This window comes from Rhodosalinus sp. K401, assembly GCF_041365735.1.
Classification (GTDB): domain Bacteria; phylum Pseudomonadota; class Alphaproteobacteria; order Rhodobacterales; family Rhodobacteraceae; genus Rhodosalinus.
The window spans coordinates 71,791-88,974 of the sequence record NZ_JBGFSI010000012.1; the positions used below are offsets into that span (position 1 = coordinate 71,791).

18 protein-coding genes are annotated in these 17,184 nt (G+C 68.8%); 5 read left to right on the forward strand and 13 right to left on the reverse strand.

What is annotated here, in order from left to right:
• Positions 1-3: 3 nt before the first annotated feature.
• The 6 genes from AB6A66_RS13305 to AB6A66_RS13330 form a co-directional block, all read right to left on the reverse strand.
• Positions 4-1,239: a CpaE family protein gene (locus tag AB6A66_RS13305; protein WP_371056267.1), complete on the reverse strand. Its 1,236-nt coding sequence runs from the start codon at positions 1,237-1,239 to the stop codon at positions 4-6.
• 223 nt (positions 1,240-1,462) lie between these two features.
• On the reverse strand, positions 1,463-2,110 hold the full coding sequence (locus AB6A66_RS13310; RefSeq protein ID WP_371056291.1) for an OmpA family protein: 648 nt from the start codon (positions 2,108-2,110) through the stop codon (positions 1,463-1,465).
• A 33-nt stretch (positions 2,111-2,143) separates the two neighbouring features.
• Positions 2,144-3,571, reverse strand: a complete 1,428-nt coding sequence (locus AB6A66_RS13315) for a type II and III secretion system protein family protein (RefSeq protein ID WP_371056268.1) — start codon at positions 3,569-3,571, stop codon at positions 2,144-2,146.
• Positions 3,572-3,773: 202 nt separating this feature from the next.
• Positions 3,774-4,631: a Flp pilus assembly protein CpaB gene (cpaB, locus tag AB6A66_RS13320; RefSeq protein ID WP_371056269.1), complete on the reverse strand. Its 858-nt coding sequence runs from the start codon at positions 4,629-4,631 to the stop codon at positions 3,774-3,776.
• Positions 4,632-4,872: 241 nt separating this feature from the next.
• Positions 4,873-5,058 (reverse strand): hypothetical protein, encoded by a 186-nt coding sequence (locus tag AB6A66_RS13325; protein WP_371056270.1) that lies wholly within the window; start codon positions 5,056-5,058, stop codon positions 4,873-4,875.
• A 439-nt stretch (positions 5,059-5,497) separates the two neighbouring features.
• A complete protein-coding gene (locus AB6A66_RS13330) occupies positions 5,498-5,692 on the reverse strand; it encodes a hypothetical protein (protein WP_371056271.1) in 195 nt (64 codons plus the stop codon).
• 305 nt (positions 5,693-5,997) lie between these two features.
• Here AB6A66_RS13330 and AB6A66_RS13335 point away from each other — a divergent pair, with 305 nt between their 5' ends.
• Positions 5,998-6,846, forward strand: a complete 849-nt coding sequence (locus tag AB6A66_RS13335) for a lytic transglycosylase domain-containing protein (protein WP_371056272.1) — start codon at positions 5,998-6,000, stop codon at positions 6,844-6,846.
• Between the two features lie 58 nt (positions 6,847-6,904).
• On the opposite strand, the gene AB6A66_RS13340 is transcribed toward AB6A66_RS13335, so the two are convergent.
• The 7 genes from AB6A66_RS13340 to tldD form a co-directional block, all read right to left on the reverse strand.
• The gene (locus tag AB6A66_RS13340) at positions 6,905-7,531 is read right to left on the reverse strand and encodes a 3-oxoacid CoA-transferase subunit B (protein WP_371056273.1); all 627 of its coding nucleotides are present in this window, start codon (positions 7,529-7,531) and stop codon (positions 6,905-6,907) included.
• On the reverse strand, positions 7,531-7,743 hold the full coding sequence (locus AB6A66_RS13345) for a hypothetical protein (protein WP_371037013.1): 213 nt from the start codon (positions 7,741-7,743) through the stop codon (positions 7,531-7,533). The genes AB6A66_RS13340 and AB6A66_RS13345 overlap by 1 nt, the downstream gene beginning before the upstream one ends.
• The gene (locus AB6A66_RS13350; protein WP_371037012.1) at positions 7,740-8,450 is read right to left on the reverse strand and encodes a CoA transferase subunit A; all 711 of its coding nucleotides are present in this window, start codon (positions 8,448-8,450) and stop codon (positions 7,740-7,742) included. Before AB6A66_RS13350 ends, AB6A66_RS13345 begins: the two co-directional genes overlap by 4 nt.
• A gap of 99 nt (positions 8,451-8,549) precedes the next feature.
• Positions 8,550-11,162 (reverse strand): type I DNA topoisomerase, encoded by a 2,613-nt coding sequence (gene topA / locus AB6A66_RS13355; RefSeq protein ID WP_371056274.1) that lies wholly within the window; start codon positions 11,160-11,162, stop codon positions 8,550-8,552.
• Between the two features lie 109 nt (positions 11,163-11,271).
• Entirely contained in the window at positions 11,272-12,453 is a 1,182-nt protein-coding gene (dprA, locus tag AB6A66_RS13360; protein WP_371037010.1) for a DNA-processing protein DprA, read from the reverse strand.
• A gap of 73 nt (positions 12,454-12,526) precedes the next feature.
• A complete protein-coding gene (locus AB6A66_RS13365) occupies positions 12,527-12,970 on the reverse strand; it encodes a hypothetical protein (RefSeq protein ID WP_371056275.1) in 444 nt (147 codons plus the stop codon).
• A complete protein-coding gene (gene tldD, locus AB6A66_RS13370; RefSeq protein WP_371056276.1) occupies positions 12,967-14,391 on the reverse strand; it encodes a metalloprotease TldD in 1,425 nt (474 codons plus the stop codon). Before tldD ends, AB6A66_RS13365 begins: the two co-directional genes overlap by 4 nt.
• A gap of 204 nt (positions 14,392-14,595) precedes the next feature.
• Here tldD and coxB point away from each other — a divergent pair, with 204 nt between their 5' ends.
• Genes coxB through AB6A66_RS13390 form a run of 4 tightly spaced genes read left to right on the forward strand, consistent with a single transcriptional unit; the run spans position 14,596 to position 17,172 of the window.
• Entirely contained in the window at positions 14,596-15,417 is an 822-nt protein-coding gene (gene coxB, locus AB6A66_RS13375; RefSeq protein WP_371056277.1) for a cytochrome c oxidase subunit II, read from the forward strand.
• A 59-nt stretch (positions 15,418-15,476) separates the two neighbouring features.
• Positions 15,477-16,418 carry a heme o synthase gene (cyoE, locus tag AB6A66_RS13380; RefSeq protein ID WP_371037006.1) on the forward strand — a complete coding sequence of 314 codons (942 nt, stop codon included), beginning with the start codon at positions 15,477-15,479 and terminating at the stop codon, positions 16,416-16,418.
• Complete coding sequence (locus AB6A66_RS13385; protein WP_371037005.1) at positions 16,409-16,573, forward strand: hypothetical protein; 165 nt, start codon at positions 16,409-16,411, stop codon at positions 16,571-16,573. The genes cyoE and AB6A66_RS13385 overlap by 10 nt, the downstream gene beginning before the upstream one ends.
• A complete protein-coding gene (locus AB6A66_RS13390; RefSeq protein ID WP_371056278.1) occupies positions 16,570-17,172 on the forward strand; it encodes a cytochrome c oxidase assembly protein in 603 nt (200 codons plus the stop codon). The genes AB6A66_RS13385 and AB6A66_RS13390 overlap by 4 nt, the downstream gene beginning before the upstream one ends.
• Positions 17,173-17,184 lie beyond the last annotated feature (12 nt).

A 17,184-nucleotide genomic window follows, 5' to 3' on the forward strand; every position in this document is an offset into this window, starting at 1 on the left:
GCGTCAGGCGGCGGCTTCGGCGTTCGACTGGCCGATGTCGTAGAGCGACTGCGCGAGCTTCGCGATTTCGCGGCGGAGCGGGTTCTTCGCGGCGGAACTGGCCAGCGGAAGCCCGTGGTCGCCGCTCTGCATCACCGGGCGCCCGCCGTCGGGAAGCTGAAGCTCGATGGAGATTCCGAGCGATTCGGCCATCCGCTTCACGCGGGACTTGCCGTTGAGGTCGGTGAACTTGGGCGCGCGGTTGAGCCCGAAGCGCAGCTTCTCGAAGGGCAGCTCCTCGGCCTGCAGCGCCCGCTTCAGGCGCAGCGCGTTCTGGGCCGAGCGCATGTCGAGCTCGATCAGCGCGAAATACACATGCGCGGCGCTCAGGACCGTCTCGGTCCATTGCGTCACGGTGGAGGGCATGTCCACCAGCACGAAATCGAAATGCCGCGCCGCGGTGTTCAGCAGCTTTTCCACATCGGGCGGCCCCATCAGGTCGAGAGGCACCAGTTCCGACGGGGAGGTGAGCACCTGCATGCGATCCTCGAAGGACATGAGCGCCTGCCCGAAGGCCTCGGCGTCCATCGCCTCGATGTCGGAGATGAGTTCCAGCACGGCCTCGCGGCGGGGTAGGTCGAGGTAGGTGGCGACCGTGCCGAATTGCAGGTCGAGGTCGATCACGCAGACACGCGGCGGATCTTCCTTGACCACGTTGGCGAGCTCCCAGCCCAGATTGACCGCGAAGGTCGTGGCGCCGACACCGCCCGCGAGGCCGTGCACCGCGAGGATCACGCCGTCGCCTTCGCCACTTTCCGCAAGCGGGCTCGCCGCGGCCTGCGCGGCGGGCGGCGGCGTGCGCAGCCGGCGCACCGCGGCGGCAAGCTCTCCTTCGGGAAGGGGATAGGGCACGAATTCGTCCGCGCCCTGGCGCAGAAGCTGGTGCAGCGCCGCCGGCGTGACGTCCTCGGCGATCACGACCACCTTGATCTTGTGCTTGGCGGCGGCGGTGATGACCTCGGCCAGAAGGTCGAGATTTCGCTCGTCCTCCTCGTCGATGGCGAGCGCCACGAACTCGAGCGCGCCGGCCTCGGGCTGCGAGAAGAAGGTCAGCGCCTCCGCGAAGCCGAGATCGCCCCATGCCTCTCCCAGAACCGCTTCCATGTCCTCGATCAGAAGGTCGAAATGCTGGACATCCCGGCTTACCGTGCAGGCCAGGATCGGACTTGGCTCGGTTTGCAGCGTCGCGTTACTCGTCATCGCCTCTCGTCCTTTGCCTTGTGCCGCAGATGCAGTCGTGCAGCCTTGGGCGGCAGGGTCCACGGATGGATCGCGCGGCCCCGGAAGCTCGGGCCTGTCCCGGCTTTGGGGTGGCCCACCAACCCGTTAGAGGGAAAGTGTCTGAGAAGTTGGGCAAGATTAGGGCCGAAAGATCGTATTTGTTCGATCCGCGGCGACGGTCGGCCCTCGCCCCTGGGTTTGTTTACAGATCGCCCGCAGTGGTCCCTTCGAGGCCCGATGTCGGCACCGCGCTCGCGACGTATTCGCGGTAGACAACCTGCGCGTATTTGCCGTCCAGCACGCTGGGGTGGCGCTCGTAGAAGCCCGAGACCTCGGTGACCGTGCGCCGATTCAGCCGCTCGCGGCCCGGCGTCGGGATCAGCGGCTGCGTCTCGCCGAAGGAGGCCACCGCCTCCAGCCGGTCGCGCGAGATGCCGAGGCTCGCGAAATATCCCACGACGGCCTGCGCCCGGCGCAGGCCGAGCTGCTTGTTGTAGGCCGCGCTTCCGACCAGGTCGGTATGGCCGTAGACGCGGAAGCGCAGTTCGGGGAACTGGCGGATGAAGTCGGCCTGCGCGCGCAGGGTCTGCTGCGCGTCGGCGTCGAGCACCGCGCTGTCGAAGGCGAAATTCACCGTGGTCGGCACGGCCTCCGCGAAGCGGTTGGCGAGGTTCATCGCCGCGCTTTGCTGGCCGGTCATCACCAGCTTGTTGTTCATCGTGGCCGCGCCAAACCCGCCCTGTGCGTCGGTGATGGCGCCGGCGGGCCTGTCGAAGGCGCGGGTGCCCGGGTTCCCGGGATCGGAGCAGGCGCCAAGCGCCACCAGTCCGATCGGGGCGAGATACTTCATCATGGCGCGATCTCCTGTTCGCTGTCCCGTGCCTCAGTCCATCACGTAGCCGTAGGACCCGCTGAAATCCTGCCGTGCGACCTCGCCCGCGCCGCCGCGCATGTTGGCGTTACGCTCGCTCGCGACGCGCCCGAAGAGGAAGAGGTCCCGCTCCGTCGGCGGCGTGACGCGGTCGGTCGGCAACGCGAGCGCCTCGCCGCGCGTCGGCGACACGAGATGCGGCGTCACGATGATCACAAGCTCGGACTGCTCGCGCTGATACTCGGCGCTGCGGAAGAGCGCGCCCAGCACCGGGATGTCGCCCAGCCACGGCACCTGGCCGTTCAGGTCGCGGAAATCGTCCTGAAGCAGTCCCGCGATGGCGAAGCTCTCGCCGTCGCGCATCTCCACCGTGGTGGACGCTTCGCGGCGGCGGAACGCGTCGATGCGGAAGGCGTCGATCGAGATGCCGTTGGCCGGATCGATGGCCGAGACCGCCGCTTCGAGTTCGAGGTTGATGAGATCCCCGTCCACGACCCGGGGCGTGAAGTTGAGCTCGATGCCGAAGGGCTTGAATTCCACCGTGACGTTGCCGTCGTCCTGCGCGATCGGCACCGGGTATTCGCCGCCGGCGAGGAACTGGGCCTCCTGCCCGGACAGGGCGGTGAGGTTGGGCTCCGCGAGCGTGCGCACCATGCCCTTCGACTCCAGCGCCTCGAGCAGGATGCCGACCTCGACCGAGCCCACGTCGAACCCGAAGAGGATGGCGCCGTTGTTGGAGTTGGACGCCGGCAGGTTGCCGTTCAGCGTGCTTTGCTGGCCCCCGAAGGGAATTGCGGTGTTGGTGCCGGACTGGATGCCCAGCTCGTCGTCGAACGCCGCGCCGCCGAGGGCGACCGAGCTGCTCAGCGACTTGGAGACGGAACGCTGCATCTCGGCGAATCGCACCTTGAGCATGACCTGCTGAACACCGCCCACGCTCATCAGGTTGGAGACGCGGTCGGGCGCGTAGCGTTCGGCCAGGTCGAGGGCGCGCTGAAGCCTCTGGGAAGAGGAGACCGTGCCCGAAAGCACGATGCCGTCATTCGCGGTGCGCACCTCGATTCGCTCGCCCGGCAGGATCTGCTGAAGGCGCTCCTTGAACTCGGTCACGTCCGCGGCGACGCGGACGTCTACGTTGGTGATGAGCTGCCCGGCCGCGTCGAACAGCGACAGCGTCGTGACACCGGGCGCGCGGCCGAGCACGTAGATCGTGCGGTCGCTCAGAGACGAGATGTCGGCGATCTGCGGATTGGCGATCGACAGCTCCGCGAAGGGCACGTCGCTTTCGACGACCACGGCGCGGCTGACCGCGACGTCGAGGCGCGAAGACGTGCCTTCGCGAATCACGCGGACGGTCTCGGCGGCGGCCGGTGCGGGGGGATTTGCTGCGGCGGCGGCCAGACCAAGCATGGCGGCCGTGACGACTCGGTTAAATTGCATGTGACCTGCCTCTCGGATCACGGGGATGGAGCGGTCTCGTCGCCGCCTTTGAACCGAACGTGGCCCATTTTCCGATTTCAATCAAGAATCAAAGGGTTCGCCTTTGCAGCTTATGTGGACAAGTGGCAACACGTGCACCGAGAATGCAAGATCGCCCGCACGCTTTGCGCGTGCGGGCGATCCGCAACCGATTGAAACTGTTTCAGTTTGTGCAGGGGATCGGGATTTCGACGACCTCGTTGCCGCGGCGTGTCCGGACCGTGCACACCTCCTTCTCGGGGCTCTTCTGCATGGTCGGCTCGGGCTTTTCGATGCCGAGAAGTTCCATCTGGTCCACCTCGATCGCCTCGGCGACGGTGTCGTCGTTGACGCCGACGAGCGACAGCGCGAGGCGCCCGGTCGACTGCGCCTGCGCCAGCGCCGCCACCTGCTGCGGCCATGCCGCCACCGTCACCGTCCGCGCGATGGTCGTATCCGAGATCTCGGCGCTGTCCGCGCTCTGGTCCACCGCGATGAGTTCGACACCGGTCTCGATGAGCTTCGTCATGTCGCCGCCGCCGGAGCCGACCGCCCGGCCGGTCCAGTAGATGTCCACGCGGTCGCCCGGGCGCAGGAAGCCCGAAACGCCCGAGGCCACGTCCACCTTGATCGCGAAGGCCCGCATCCCGCGGGGCAGGCGCGTGGTCAGCCCGGCCGCTTCGCCGGGCTCGGTGACTTTCACGGCAAGGATGGCCTCGTTCTCTTCCATGGCGCGGGTCACGGTGCGCGGGCGGTCCTCGCCCTCGTCGAAAAGCGATCCCGCGCTCGCAAGGAAGACGCCCTCGGGCAGGGCGGCCTTGGGCCACGCGACCGTGCGCACGTCCTCGGGCGTGAGGATCTCTCCGTATTTCAGCGCGCGGGCCGCGACGAACACCTCCTCCGTGGGCACCGGCGCGGGACGGGCCGCGCGCTCCTGCGCCAGCGCCGTCTGGTATCCTTCGATGTAGTTCTTGGCCATGAAGACCGCCCCGCCCGCCAGGGCGAGGCCGAGGATCAGCACGAGGCCGAATACGAGTCGCATGTCATATCCTCACTGCTTGCGCGGGGTCGCGGCGCCCACGAAAAATTGCCGATTGTAACGGCGCGCGAATGCTTCGATCGGATCGTGCCGCCAGATTGTGTCGATTTCTGGGAAAACCGCGGGAAAACGCGCGACCGCGGGCGTTGGGCCCCGGCGGGCGTGCCCATCCCGTGGCGGGGCAAGCCGGGCCGCCCGCGCCACACCTGCATCGTATGGGGCGCGGCTGCCGCGTGCGGCGGGCTCAATATTCCTTGAGATCCGTCGGGATCTGGTTCGCGGTGGCCGTGCTGAGGGTCATCGCGTTGTCGTTGATGTTCACATAGGCGACGACGGCAAGGGCCACGACCGCCGCGGTCAGGACCACCCAGTCCACGGTGACGGCGCCGTCGTCCCTCTTTCGGAAGGTCTTCAGGAAATAAAGCATCATCAAATCTCCGGTTCGAAGCGTTGCTCGGCGACCACCGCTTCGCAAATTTCAGCAGCCTTTCGATCCGCCGCCCCCGTTACGGTTGACGTTGAGTAGACGTGAAAATTCGGGCGCATTTTTGGCGTGAATGGTTTCAAATGTGCCCGCTCGAGCGCGCGTGGCGTTGCGGCGGCACGAATTTTCGGTCCTTTCCGGGGAGATCCGCCGCGATGCGCGGATTGGCCCTGGTCCGGAAAAGGACCGTTTCGGGCGCACCACGTCATCCGGGGCATGGGGCGAGCTGTCTGGCTGCCAGGCGCCGCGGCCCGATCCCGCGTGCCGAAGCCGGGTGCCCTCCGCACGGCATGACCTTCGTCCGTCTGCCCGTGGGCCAAAGAAGAAAGCCCGGCGCTGGAGCGCCGGGCTTTTGCGGCCCCGCAGGGCCATCCGTTGGTACGACTTAGCTGCCGCCGCCGTAGCTCGGGCCTTCGGTGCCGACGTTGGTCGCCGCGGTCTGAGCCAGCGAGAACGCGTTGTCGTTGATGGCGCCGTAGGCGGCGATGGCGAGGGCCACGACCGCTGCGGTCAGCACGACCCAGTCCACGGTCACGGCGCCGGCTTCGTCCTTGCGGAAGGTCTTGAGGAAGTTCATCATTGTCTCGTCTCCATATTGCGATGACATCGTCGCGTTTCACTTTGCACCGTCCGGAGCCTGCGGGCTGGTCTGTTTGGCAGCGTTGCCCCGTGTCGGCTGAGGTAATGAATCGCCTCGAAATGTGGTTCGACTGAGGCGCAACTGGCACAATTAGAAGAAATGTCAGCCGGTCGCGGTTCCCGCTCACGGATGCGGGCGCCAGGGCGTGTAGGGTGGTTCTGGCCGCACGCGATGCGTGGCGGAGCGGAGAAAAACACGATGACCGGCGCGCCAGGCGCCGGCGAGGCAGAGCAGGAGCGACCCCCATGCGAGGCAGGCTGATCGCCGTCGCCGCCATGGCGCTGGCCGGCATGGCCAGCGCCGAGACCGCGCCCGAGGAGCCCGGGGTGTCGCCCCGGTTCGTCAAGCCGCCGGCCCCCGGGGAGCGGCCGCGCGTGACCGTCCAGATCACGCCGGAGGACATGGAACGCGCCTGGGGGCCGCTCGAGCCGCGCGAGCCGCGCGCGCGGACACCCACGCCCGGTGAGGGTGCGACGCCGCCCGACGCGGGGCGCCACGCGTGGTTCTGGGAGGCCGTCTCTCCGGGCCGGGCGCAGGGCGGGCCGGGCCGGCTCGACGCGGCGCTTGCCGCCCTCGGGCGTGCCCCGGGCGACGGGGCGGTGCGCGCGCCGCGCCTGCAAAGCCTGCAGAAGATCGCGCGCGCCCATGGCGCGGCGATCCTGCGGGCCACCGCCGGAACGCGGGTGTCGCCCGCCCTCGTGCTGGCCGTGATCTCGGTGGAGTCGGGCGGGCGCGCCGACGCGGTGAGCCGTGCGGGCGCAGAGGGGCTGATGCAGCTCATCCCGGCGACCGCCGCGCGCTTCGGCGTGACGGACAGTTTCGATACGGCGCAGAACATTGACGGCGGGGTCGCCTATCTGGACTGGCTGATGCGCCGTTTCGACGGCGACCCGATGCTGGTGCTGGCAGGCTACAACGCGGGCGAGGGCGCGGTGGACGACCACGCGGGCGTGCCCCCCTTCGCCGAGACGCGCGACTACGTGCCGAAGGTGCTGGCCGCCTACGAGGTGGCGCGGGGCCTGTGCATCACCCCGCCCATGTTCCTCAGCGACGGCTGCGTCTTCGCGACGAACGTCGCCGCGAACGGCAACTAGCTGTCTCGCGCGCCGCGCGCAGGGCGGGCGGCGCCGGCCCCGCGCGGGATCGCGCGCCTCAGACGATCGCCGCCTCGGTCTTGGCGATGATCTCCTCCCGGGTGACGCCGGGCGCGGTCTCGACGATGTGAAGCCCCTTGTGCGCCACGTCGAGCACGCCGAGATTCGTGATGATCCGGTCCACGACGCCCTTGCCCGTCAGCGGCAGGGTGCATTCCTTGAGGATCTTCGCGGCGCCGGCCTTGTTGGTGTGATCCATGACCACGACGACGCGCTTCACGCCCGCCACCAGGTCCATGGCCCCGCCCATGCCCTTCACCAGCTTTCCGGGGATCATCCAGTTGGCGAGGTCGCCCTCCTCCGAGACCTCCATCGCGCCCAGGATCGCCATCGCGATCTTGCCGCCCCGGATCATGCCAAAGCTGGTCGCGCTGTCGAAATAGGCGGTGTGCGGCAGTTCGGTGATCGTCTGCTTGCCGGCGTTGATGAGATCGGGATCCTCCGTGCCTTCGACCGGAAAGGGGCCCATGCCGAGCATCCCGTTCTCCGACTGGAGCGTGACCTGCACGCCCTCGGGGATGTAGTTCGACACCAGCGTCGGGATGCCGATGCCGAGGTTGACATACATCCCGTCCTCGAGTTCCCGAGCGGCCCGCTCGGCCATCTGATCGCGGTCCCAGGGCATCAGCTCTTCTCCGGGTAGAGGTGGAACATGCGGCCGCTCCGGCCGTCCTGATGGATCCGGTCGCCGAGGCGGTAACCGTGCGCTTTCGCGAGATTTTCGAGGTTGCCGTGACCGGTGTCCATCTCGACCTCGGCGTCCTCCATCTCGATGAAGACCTCCGAGCTGGCGCTGTCGGCCAGAAGCTTCTCGATATCGCTGGCCCTGAGGGTCATGCCGGCGCCTCCTCTTTCTTGCGGACCGTCCGCTGTTCGATGCGCTTCTCGTGATCGCCCTGGATCAGGCGATGCACGTAGATGCCGGGCAGGTGGATGCCGTCGGGGTCGAGCTCGCCCGGCTCCACGATCTCCTCGACCTCCATGACGCAGACCTTGCCGCACATCGCGGCCGGCGGGTTGAAGTTGCGGGCGGTCTTGCGGAAGATCGCGTTTCCGGTGGTGTCGGCCTTCCACGCCTTGACGATGGACAGGTCGGCGAAGATGCCGCGCTCGAGGATGTAGGGCTCGCCGCCGAACTCCTTCACCTCCTTGCCCTCGCCGATCTGCGTGCCGTAGCCGGTCTTGGTGTAGAATCCGGCGATGCCCGCGCCGCCCGCGCGCATCCGCTCGGCCAGCGTGCCTTGCGGGTTGAACTCCAGCTCCAGCTCTCCGGACAGGTACTGGCGCATGAATTCCGCGTTCTCGCCCACGTAGGAGGAGATCATCTTTTTCACCTGCCGGGTCTGAAGCAGGATGCCGATGCCGAAATCGTCCACCCCGGCATTGTTCGAGGCGAAGGTCAGATCCTTCGTGCCCGCCTCCTTGATCGCCTGCAAGAGCAGCTCGGGGATGCCGCAGAGGCCGAAGCCGCCCGCCGCGATGAACATCCCGTCGTGCAAGAGCCCGTCGAGCGCCTCGGCGGCGCTGCCATAGACCTTGTTCATGCCGGTCTCCCTGATGGCCGAATATCGCGGCGAGTTGTGGCCGCGCGTCCGCGGAGTGTCAACGGCGCAGCGGGGCCCGTCGCGGGCCGGGAACCGGTTTCAGCCGCCCGCGGCCTTGCGGCGCGCCGTGGAGCCGCCGCCCGACGCGGCGGATTTCTTCGCCGTGCCGGATTTCTTCGCGCCGCCGGATTTTTTGGCGGAGACGGGCTTCTTCGCCGCCGTCTTGCCGCCGCCCTTCTTCGCAGCCTTCTCGGCCACGAGCTTCACCGCCATGTCGAGCGTCACGTCGGCGGGATCGGTGCCCTTGGGCAGCGTCGCGTTCACCCTCTCCCATTTCACGTAAGGCCCGTAGCGGCCATCCATCACGGCGATGGGCCCGCCGTTTTCGGGGTGCTCGCCCAGCTCCTTGAGCGGCTTGGCGGTGCTCGCCCCGCGCGTCTTCTTCTGGGCCAGAACCTCGACGGCGCGATTCTGGCCGATTTCGAAGACCTCCTCGACGCTGGAAAGGTTGGCGTATTTCTTGCCGTGCTTCACGAAGGGCCCGTAGCGTCCGATCCCGGCCTCGATCATCTCGCCGTCGTCGGGATGGGGACCGACCTCGCGCGGAAGGCTGAGCAGAAGGAGCGCCTTTTCCAGGTCGATCTCAGACGGCTCCCACCCCTTGGGCAGCGAGGCGCGCGGCGGCTTGGGCTGCGCCTCGCTCGCTTCGCCGCGCTGCACGTAGGGCCCGAACCGACCCTTTCGCAGCGTGATCGCGTCGCCCGCGTCATGGCCCAGCAACTTGCCGTCGGGGCCGATCTCGTCGCCGTCCTCCATGCCCGGCGGGCCGAAGGGGCGCGTGAAGCGGCACTCGGGGTAGTTCGAGCAGCCGATGAAGGCGCCGCCCGCCCGCGAGGTGCGCATGGAAAGCCGCCCGTTGCCGCAGATGGGGCAGGCGCGCGGGTCGCCCCCGTCCTCCTGCGGCGGGTAGAGATGGGGCGCGAGCACCTCGTCGATCTTGTCGAGCACCTCCGAGATGCGCAGGTCCGACGTTTCGGCCAGCGCCGCGGAGAAATCGCGCCAGAACCGGTCCAGAACGTCCTTCCAGTCCCGCTCGCCCGCGCTCACATCGTCGAGCTCGTCCTCGAGCTTGGCGGTGAAGTCGTAGCCGACGTATTTGCGGAAATAATTGACGAGGAAGGCGGTCACGAGCCGCCCCTTGTCCTCGGGGAGAAGCCGGTTCTTGTCCTTGCGGACATAGCCCCGGTCCTGGATCGTGGTGACGATGGAGGCATAGGTCGAGGGCCGGCCGATGCCCAGCTCCTCCATCTTCTTCACCAGCGTCGCCTCGGTGTAACGCGGCGGGGGCTGGGTGAAATGCTGTTCGGGCTTGATGTCGCGCTTCTCGGCCGCCTCGCCCTCGGAGATCTGCGGCAGGCGGTTGCCGTCCTCGTCCTCGGCGTCGTCGCGGCCTTCCTCGTAGATCTTGAGAAAACCGTCGAAAAGCACGACCTGGCCCGTGGCGCGCAGGCCCACCTGGCCGTCGCGGCTGCCGATCTCGACGGTGGTCCGCTCCAGCCGCGCGGCCTCCATCTGGCAGGCGAGCGTGCGCTTCCAGATCAGGTCGTAGAGCTTGCGCTGGTCGGCGTCGGAAAGGCGCAGCGCCGCGGCATCCTTCGTCATGTCGGTGGGGCGGATGCACTCGTGCGCTTCCTGCGCGTTCTTCGCCTTGTTCTTGTACATGCGGGGCGATTTCGGGACGTAGTCCGCGCCGAAACGGTCCGCGATCGCGTCCCGCGCCGCGTGTACCGCCTCGGGCGCCATGTCGATCCCGTCGGTCCGCATGTAGGTGATGTGCCCGGCCTCGTAGAGCCGTTGCGCCGTGCTCATGGTCTGGCGCGCGCCCATGCCGAACTTGCGGCTGGCCTCCTGCTGGAGCGTGGAGGTCATGAAGGGGGGCGCCGGGTTGCGGGTGGCGGGCTTGGCCTCGACAGAGCTGACGGCGAGATCCCGCGAGGTGATCGCCTGCACCGCAAGTTCGGCCTGCGTGGCGTCCGCGATGTCGAACTTGTCGAGCTTCTTGCCGCCAAGCACGGTAAGCCGCGCCGCGTAGGTCTGGCCGCGCGGCGTGGCGAGTTCGGCCGTCACCGTCCAGTATTCGCGGGGCCGGAACGCCTCGATCTCCATCTCGCGCTCGACGATGAGGCGCAGGCAGACCGACTGCACGCGGCCCGCCGATTTCGCGCCGGGCAGCTTGCGCCACAGCACGGGGGAGAGGTTGAACCCCACGAGGTAGTCGAGCGCCCGGCGCGCGAGATAGGCCTCGACCAGCGGGGCGTCGATGTCGCGCGGGTTCTTCATCGCCTCGGTGACGGCCGACTTGGTGATCGCGTTGAAGACGACGCGGCGCACCGGCGTGTCCTTCTTGAGGGCACGGCGCTTCCTGAGCGCCTCCTCGAGGTGCCAGGAGATCGCCTCGCCCTCGCGGTCGGGGTCGGTGGCGAGGATGAGTTCGGGGTCGTCCTTGAGCGCCTCGGCGATGGCGCGGACATGCTTCTGGCTGTCGCTCGCCACCTCCCATTTCATGTCGAAGCCGTGCTCGGGATCCACCGATCCGTCCTTGGGCGGCAGGTCTCGGACATGCCCGTAGGAGGCCAGAACGGTATAGTCGTCGCCAAGATACTTGTTGATGGTCTTGGCCTTGGCCGGGGATTCGACGACGACGACGGGCATGCTGGGGGGCGGCTCCTGCGGTTTGTGCCGGGATATGACCGCGCAACACTTGGCGTGCAAGCCCCTCGAGTCAATCGGCGCCGCGAGGCCCTGCCGCCCGCCGGGCCCGTCAGGTCCGGGTGAGAAGGCCGCCCGGCCGCCGCGCGATCCGCCCGTCGAGTTCGAGCTCCAGAAGCGCGGGGGCGACCTCGGCCGCGGGCCGCGCGAGGTCGCGCACAAGCTGATCCTCGGCCAGTGGGGACGGGCCCAGCCTGTCCAGTATGTCGTCCCGGAGCGATGCGGTGCCCCGCGGGACACCGCAATGCGGCACCGCGGGCGGCGACCCTCCCGCCTCCGTCGATGTCCGGGCCGCGGGCGGCGCCAGGGGCAGGTCCGGCTGGCCGGTCGGGTGGTCCCCGGGCAGCCCTATCGCCTCGATCACGTCCTCGGCCCGGCGCACCAGCCGCGCCCCGTCGCGGATCAGCATGTTGCAGCCCGCGGCGCGCGCGTCGAACGGGTGGCCGGGCACGGCCAGAACCTCGCGCCCCTGGTCGAGCGCGGCGCGCGCGGTGATCAGGCTGCCCGATCGCGCCGCCGCCTCCACCACGACGACCGCGCGCGCCAGCCCCGAGATGATGCGGTTGCGCGCGGGGAAGTGGCGCGCTTGCGGGACCCGGCCGGGGGGCTGTTCCGAAAGCCGCAGCCCCTGCCGCCCGATCATCTGGAAAAGCTCCGCGTTTTCGGAAGGGTAGGCGACGTCGACGCCGCCTGCCAGCACGGCGATCGTGCCGGTTTCCAGCGCGGCGTGATGCGCGGCGGTGTCGACCCCGCGGGCAAGGCCCGAGACCACGGCATAGCCCGCCTCGCCCAGGCCGCGCGCCAGCGCGCGGGCCATCCGCGTGCCGAGCGAGGAGGCGTTTCGCGCCCCCACGAGTGCGACGAGCGGCCGCGCGAGGCTGTCGGGGCGTCCGACCGCCCAGAGCGCGGGCGGCGCATCCGGCAGATCGGCGAGCGCGGCCGGATAACCCGGTTGTCCGAAGCGCAGGAGCCGCGCGCCGGCCGCGTGCCCTGCCGCAAGTTCGGCCTGCGCGACGCCGGGGGGGCAGGGCTGGTAGTGTTCGATCCCGGCGGCGCGGGCGATCCCGGGCAGCGCGTCAAGCGCGGCCGCCGCCGAGCCGTGCTCCGCCATGAGCCTGTGGAACGTGGTCGGCCCCACCCGCCGCGAGCGCAAGAGGCGAAGCCACGTGACCACGTCGTCTTCCATGGTGTGTGGGAGTGGGGGGTGAGTGGAAGAAACTGATGTTCCGGCCATCGCCGCTCCGCCGTCTTGCAGAATCGCTTGTAGGCCCTCGAGGGTTAATGGCGCGTAAACTCTGGTCGCGGCGTCAGCGGTCCTCGGGTCTCATCCGGTCCGGCCCGATCGCCCCGCGCAGCGTCAGCCAGTAGGCGGCGGCTGCCATGACCGAACCGGGCAGCACGATCCCGGGCTCGAGCCCGACCGCAAGGCCTGCGCCCACACCCAGCGCCGCACCGGCCCCCAGCGCCACGGCCCAGCCGGCCAACCCCGCGCGCAGCGCCAGCATTGACAGCGGCACGCCGGCCAGGAGGCCCGCCCAGGACAGTCGCACCGACGACACGAGAAAGAAGCCCTCGACGCTCAGAGCCGTCGGGCCGGGCCCCGGCGGCAAAAGGTTGCCCAGCACCAGCAGCGCCGCACCGGCCGCCGGCGGCGCGATCCATGCGGCGAGCGCAGCGGCGGCGAGCCGTTGAAGGGGCGGCCGCGCGACCGGTTTTGTGCGCAGCGCCGGCCAGCGGGCGGAGTCGATCACCCCGCCTGCGCGCCGCCCACGGTCAGCCCGCCGATCGTCACGCTCGGCTGGCCCACGCCCACGGGCACCCACTGCCCGTCCTTGCCGCAGGTGCCGATGCCCGGATCGAGCGCCATGTCGTTGCCGACCGCGCGCACGTTGCGCAGCGCCGTCGCGCCGTCGCCGATCAGCGTGGCGCCCTTCACCGGCGCGCCGATCTTGCCGTTCTTCACGCGGTAGGCCTCGGTGCAGGAGAAGACGAACTTGCCGTTGGTGATGTCGACCTGGCCGCCCCCGAAGCCCACGGCGTAGATGCCGTCCTTCAACTCGGCGATCATCGCTTCCGGGTCGGCATCGCCGCCTTCCATGATCGTGTTGGTCATGCGGGGCATCGGCGCGTGGGCGAAGCTCTGGCGTCGTCCGTTCCCGGTGGGCGCGACGCCCATCAGCCGCGCGTTCTGCCGATCCTGGAGGAAGCCCACGAGGACACCGTCCTCGATCAGCACGTTCCGGGCGCTGGGCGTGCCCTCGTCGTCCACGGTGATGGAGCCGCGGCGATCGGGAAGCGTGCCGTCATCGATGACGGTGACGCCCTTCGCCGCGACCTGGCTTCCCATCAGCCCGGCGAAGGCCGAACTGCCCTTGCGGTTGAAGTCGCCCTCGAGCCCGTGGCCCACCGCTTCGTGCAGCAGGATGCCGGGCCAGCCGGGGCCGAGCACGATGTCCATGACGCCTGCCGGCGCGGGCTCGGCGCGCAGGTTGACCCGCGCGATCCGAAGCGCCTCGTCGGCGCGCTCGCGCCAGGCCGCGGGGTCGATGAGCGACTCGAGGCCGATGCGGCCGCCGCCGCCGGCGCTGCCCGCTTCGCGGCGGCCGTTCTCCTCGAGGATCACGGAGACGTTGAGGCGCGCCATCGGCCGCACGTCTCGCACATGGGTCCCGTCGGGGCGCAGGATCTCGACCTCCTGGCAGGCGGCGGCCACGTTCGCGGTCACCTGCACCACGCGCGGGTCGGCCGCGCGCAGGTAGTCGTCGATGGCGCGGAGCGTCTCGACCTTCACGGGAAACTCGGCGCCGGCGATCGGGTCGATGTCGGAATATAGGTGCCGGTTCGTGGCCGCGGGCGGCTCCGACCAGGTGCCGCCGCCGGCGCCGACCGCAAGCCGCGCGGTTTCTGCGGCGCGGTCGAGCGCCGCGGCGCTGATCTCGGTGGCGTGGCCATAGCCTGTGACCTCGCCCCGCACCGCGCGCAGCCCGAACCCTTCGGACGCGTCGTAGGAGGCGCTGCGAAGGCGCCCGTCGTCGTAGACGAGGCTTTCGCTTCTGGCCCGTTCGAGGAAGATCTCGCCGTCATCGGCGCCGTCCGTGGCGGCGCGAAGCGCGGCGAGTGTCGCGTCGCGGTCGAGATGCGTATCGAAGGGGCGGAAAGCGCTGTGCGACATTGACTTACGGTCCTCGGATTTGATCCAGATCAAAAAAAGCGGCCCTTTGCCGCAAGGATGGTGCTTTATCTGTCTCTCGGAATATGGTTTCTACCAGCCGCGAGACAACCGGCACCCACCGCCCCGCCAGCCGGGACCAGTGCCAGCCAACGATCAGGGTGATTCATGCGACCGATCAAGACATTTTCCGCCGCTCTGACTGCGATGACCGCCCTTCCCGCAGCCGCGCAGGACATGAACGCCGCCACCGAAGGGCTGGAGATCATCGGCCGCCCGGTGGACCGCGCCACCGGGTTCCAGCCCGCGGCGACCGAGCTCGCACGCGACCTGCAGTGGCTCGACGGGATGCTCATGGTGATCATCACCGCGATCGTGCTGTTCGTCACCGCGCTGCTGGCGGTCTCGATCGTGCGCTACAATCGCCGCCGCAACCCCGAGCCCGCCAAATTCACCCACAACACGCCGATCGAGGTCGCCTGGACCGTCGTGCCGATCGTGATCCTGGTGTTCATCGGGTCCTTCTCGCTGCCCGTGCTCTTCAAGCAGCAGGAGATTCCCGAGGCCGACATCACCATCAAGGTGACCGGCTACCAGTGGTTCTGGGGGTACGAATACGTCGACGAGGGCTTCGCTTTCGACAGCTTCATGCTGCAGCGCGACCAGCTCGAGGAGTACGGTTACAGCCAGAACGAGTACCTTCTGGCCACGGACACGGCCGTCGTGGTCCCGAGCGGCGCGACCGTCGTGATGCAGGTGACCGCCGCCGACGTGATCCATTCCTGGACGATCCCCGCCTTCGGCGTGAAGCAGGACGCCGTTCCCGGCCGCCTGGCCGAGCTGTGGTTCAACGCCGAGAAGGAGGGCGTCTACTTCGGCCAGTGCTCCGAGCTTTGCGGCAAGGACCACGCCTACATGCCGATCACGGTGAAGGTCGTGAGCCCCGAGGCCTACGAGCAGTGGCTCGACGGCGCGCGGGCGGAATACGCGGGACAGCCCGCGGCCTACGACGTGGCCGCGGCAGAGTAAGCCGGCGCACGAGCCGACAGGCGGGCCCTGCGCGGCCCGCCGCCATCCAAAGGAAGACCATGACCGACGTCAGCCTCCAGAGTGCGAGCGGACCGCAGGAAGCGGGCTTCGGCGACTATTTCGCGCTGCTGAAGCCGCGCGTGATGTCGCTGGTGGTGTTCACCGCGCTCGTCGGATTGCTGGCCGCGCCGGGCGGCGTGCATCCGGTGATCGGCTTCGCGGCGATCGTCTTCATCGCGGTCGGCGCGGGCGCCTCGGGCGCGCTCAACATGTGGTGGGACGCCGACATCGACGCCGTGATGCGCCGCACCCGCCGGCGCCCCGTGCCGGCCGGGCTCGTGACCCCCGACGAGGCGCTTGCGGTCGGGCTCGGTCTGTCGGGGCTGTCGGTGGTGCTGCTCGGTCTCGCGGCGAACTGGCTCGCCGCCGGTCTGCTCGCCTTCACGATCTTCTTCTACGCGGTCGTCTACACGATGTGGCTGAAGCGTTCGACGCCGCAGAACATCGTCATCGGCGGGGCGGCGGGCGCCTTTCCGCCCGTGATCGGCTGGGCCGTGGCGACGGGCGGCACGAGCCTAGAGCCGTGGCTGATGTTCGCGCTGATCTTCATGTGGACGCCGCCGCATTTCTGGGCGCTCGCGCTTTTCATGCGGTCCGACTACGACGACGCGGGCGTGCCCATGCTGACCGTGACCCACGGCCGCCGGTCGACGCGGCGGCACGTCTTCGCCTATACCGTGGCGCTGGCCGCGCTGGCGCTCTGGGTGGCGGCGACGCCGATCGGCGGGCCGGTCTACCTCGCCGCCGCGGTGGTGCTGAACGCGATGTTCCTTGTCGGGGCGTGGCGCATCTGGCAGCGCGACGAGGCGACGGCCGAGGCGGATTCCTACGCGGTGGAGAAGCGCTTCTTCCGGCTGTCGCTGATCTATCTCTTCGCGCATTTCGGCGCGATCCTCGTCGATGCCGGGCTGACACGGCTGGGGGTGTGGGCATGGCTCTGAGCCGGACGCACGACCTGCACAAGCGCCGTCTCGGGCGCAATCTCGGCGTGGGCCTCGCGCTCGCCGCGCTCGTCATCATCGTTTTCGCCGTGACGGTCGCCAAGGTGTCGGAGGGCGAGTACGAACCGCCCAAGCTGGAGGAGGGATACGGATGAGCCTGCGCAATCCATTCGCCGCGCTCGAGCCCAAGACCCGGACGGTCGTGCAGGTCTGCTCGGCGCTTCTCTTCATGGGCGCGATGGCATGGGCGTCGGTGCCGCTTTACGACCTTTTCTGCCGGGTCACGGGCTATGGCGGGGAGACGAGCCGGGCAGGTGCCAATTCTGACGTGATCCTCGATCAGACGATCACCGTGCGGTTCGACGCGTCAAAGGCCCGCGACATGCCGTGGGATTTCCGCCCGGTGCAGCGCAGCATGGAGGTGCGCATCGGCGAGACGGGGCTGGCCTTCTACGAGGCCTACAACCCGACAGACCGTCCGGTGGCCGGCACGGCAAGCTATAACGTGGCGCCCTTCGAGGCGGGCGGGTTCTTCGCCAAGATCGACTGCTTCTGCTTCGAGGAGCAGGTGCTGCAACCCGGCGAGAGGGTGGAAATGCCAGTGACCTTCTTCGTGGACCCCGACATCGTCGACGACCGCGACGCCAAGCATTTGCCGCACATCACGCTCTCTTATACGTTCCACGAGATTCCGCTGCCCGACGCGACCACCCAGGCCGCGCTGACGCAGCCGGACGCGACGACAGTGAAGTAAGCGCTCCAGCGA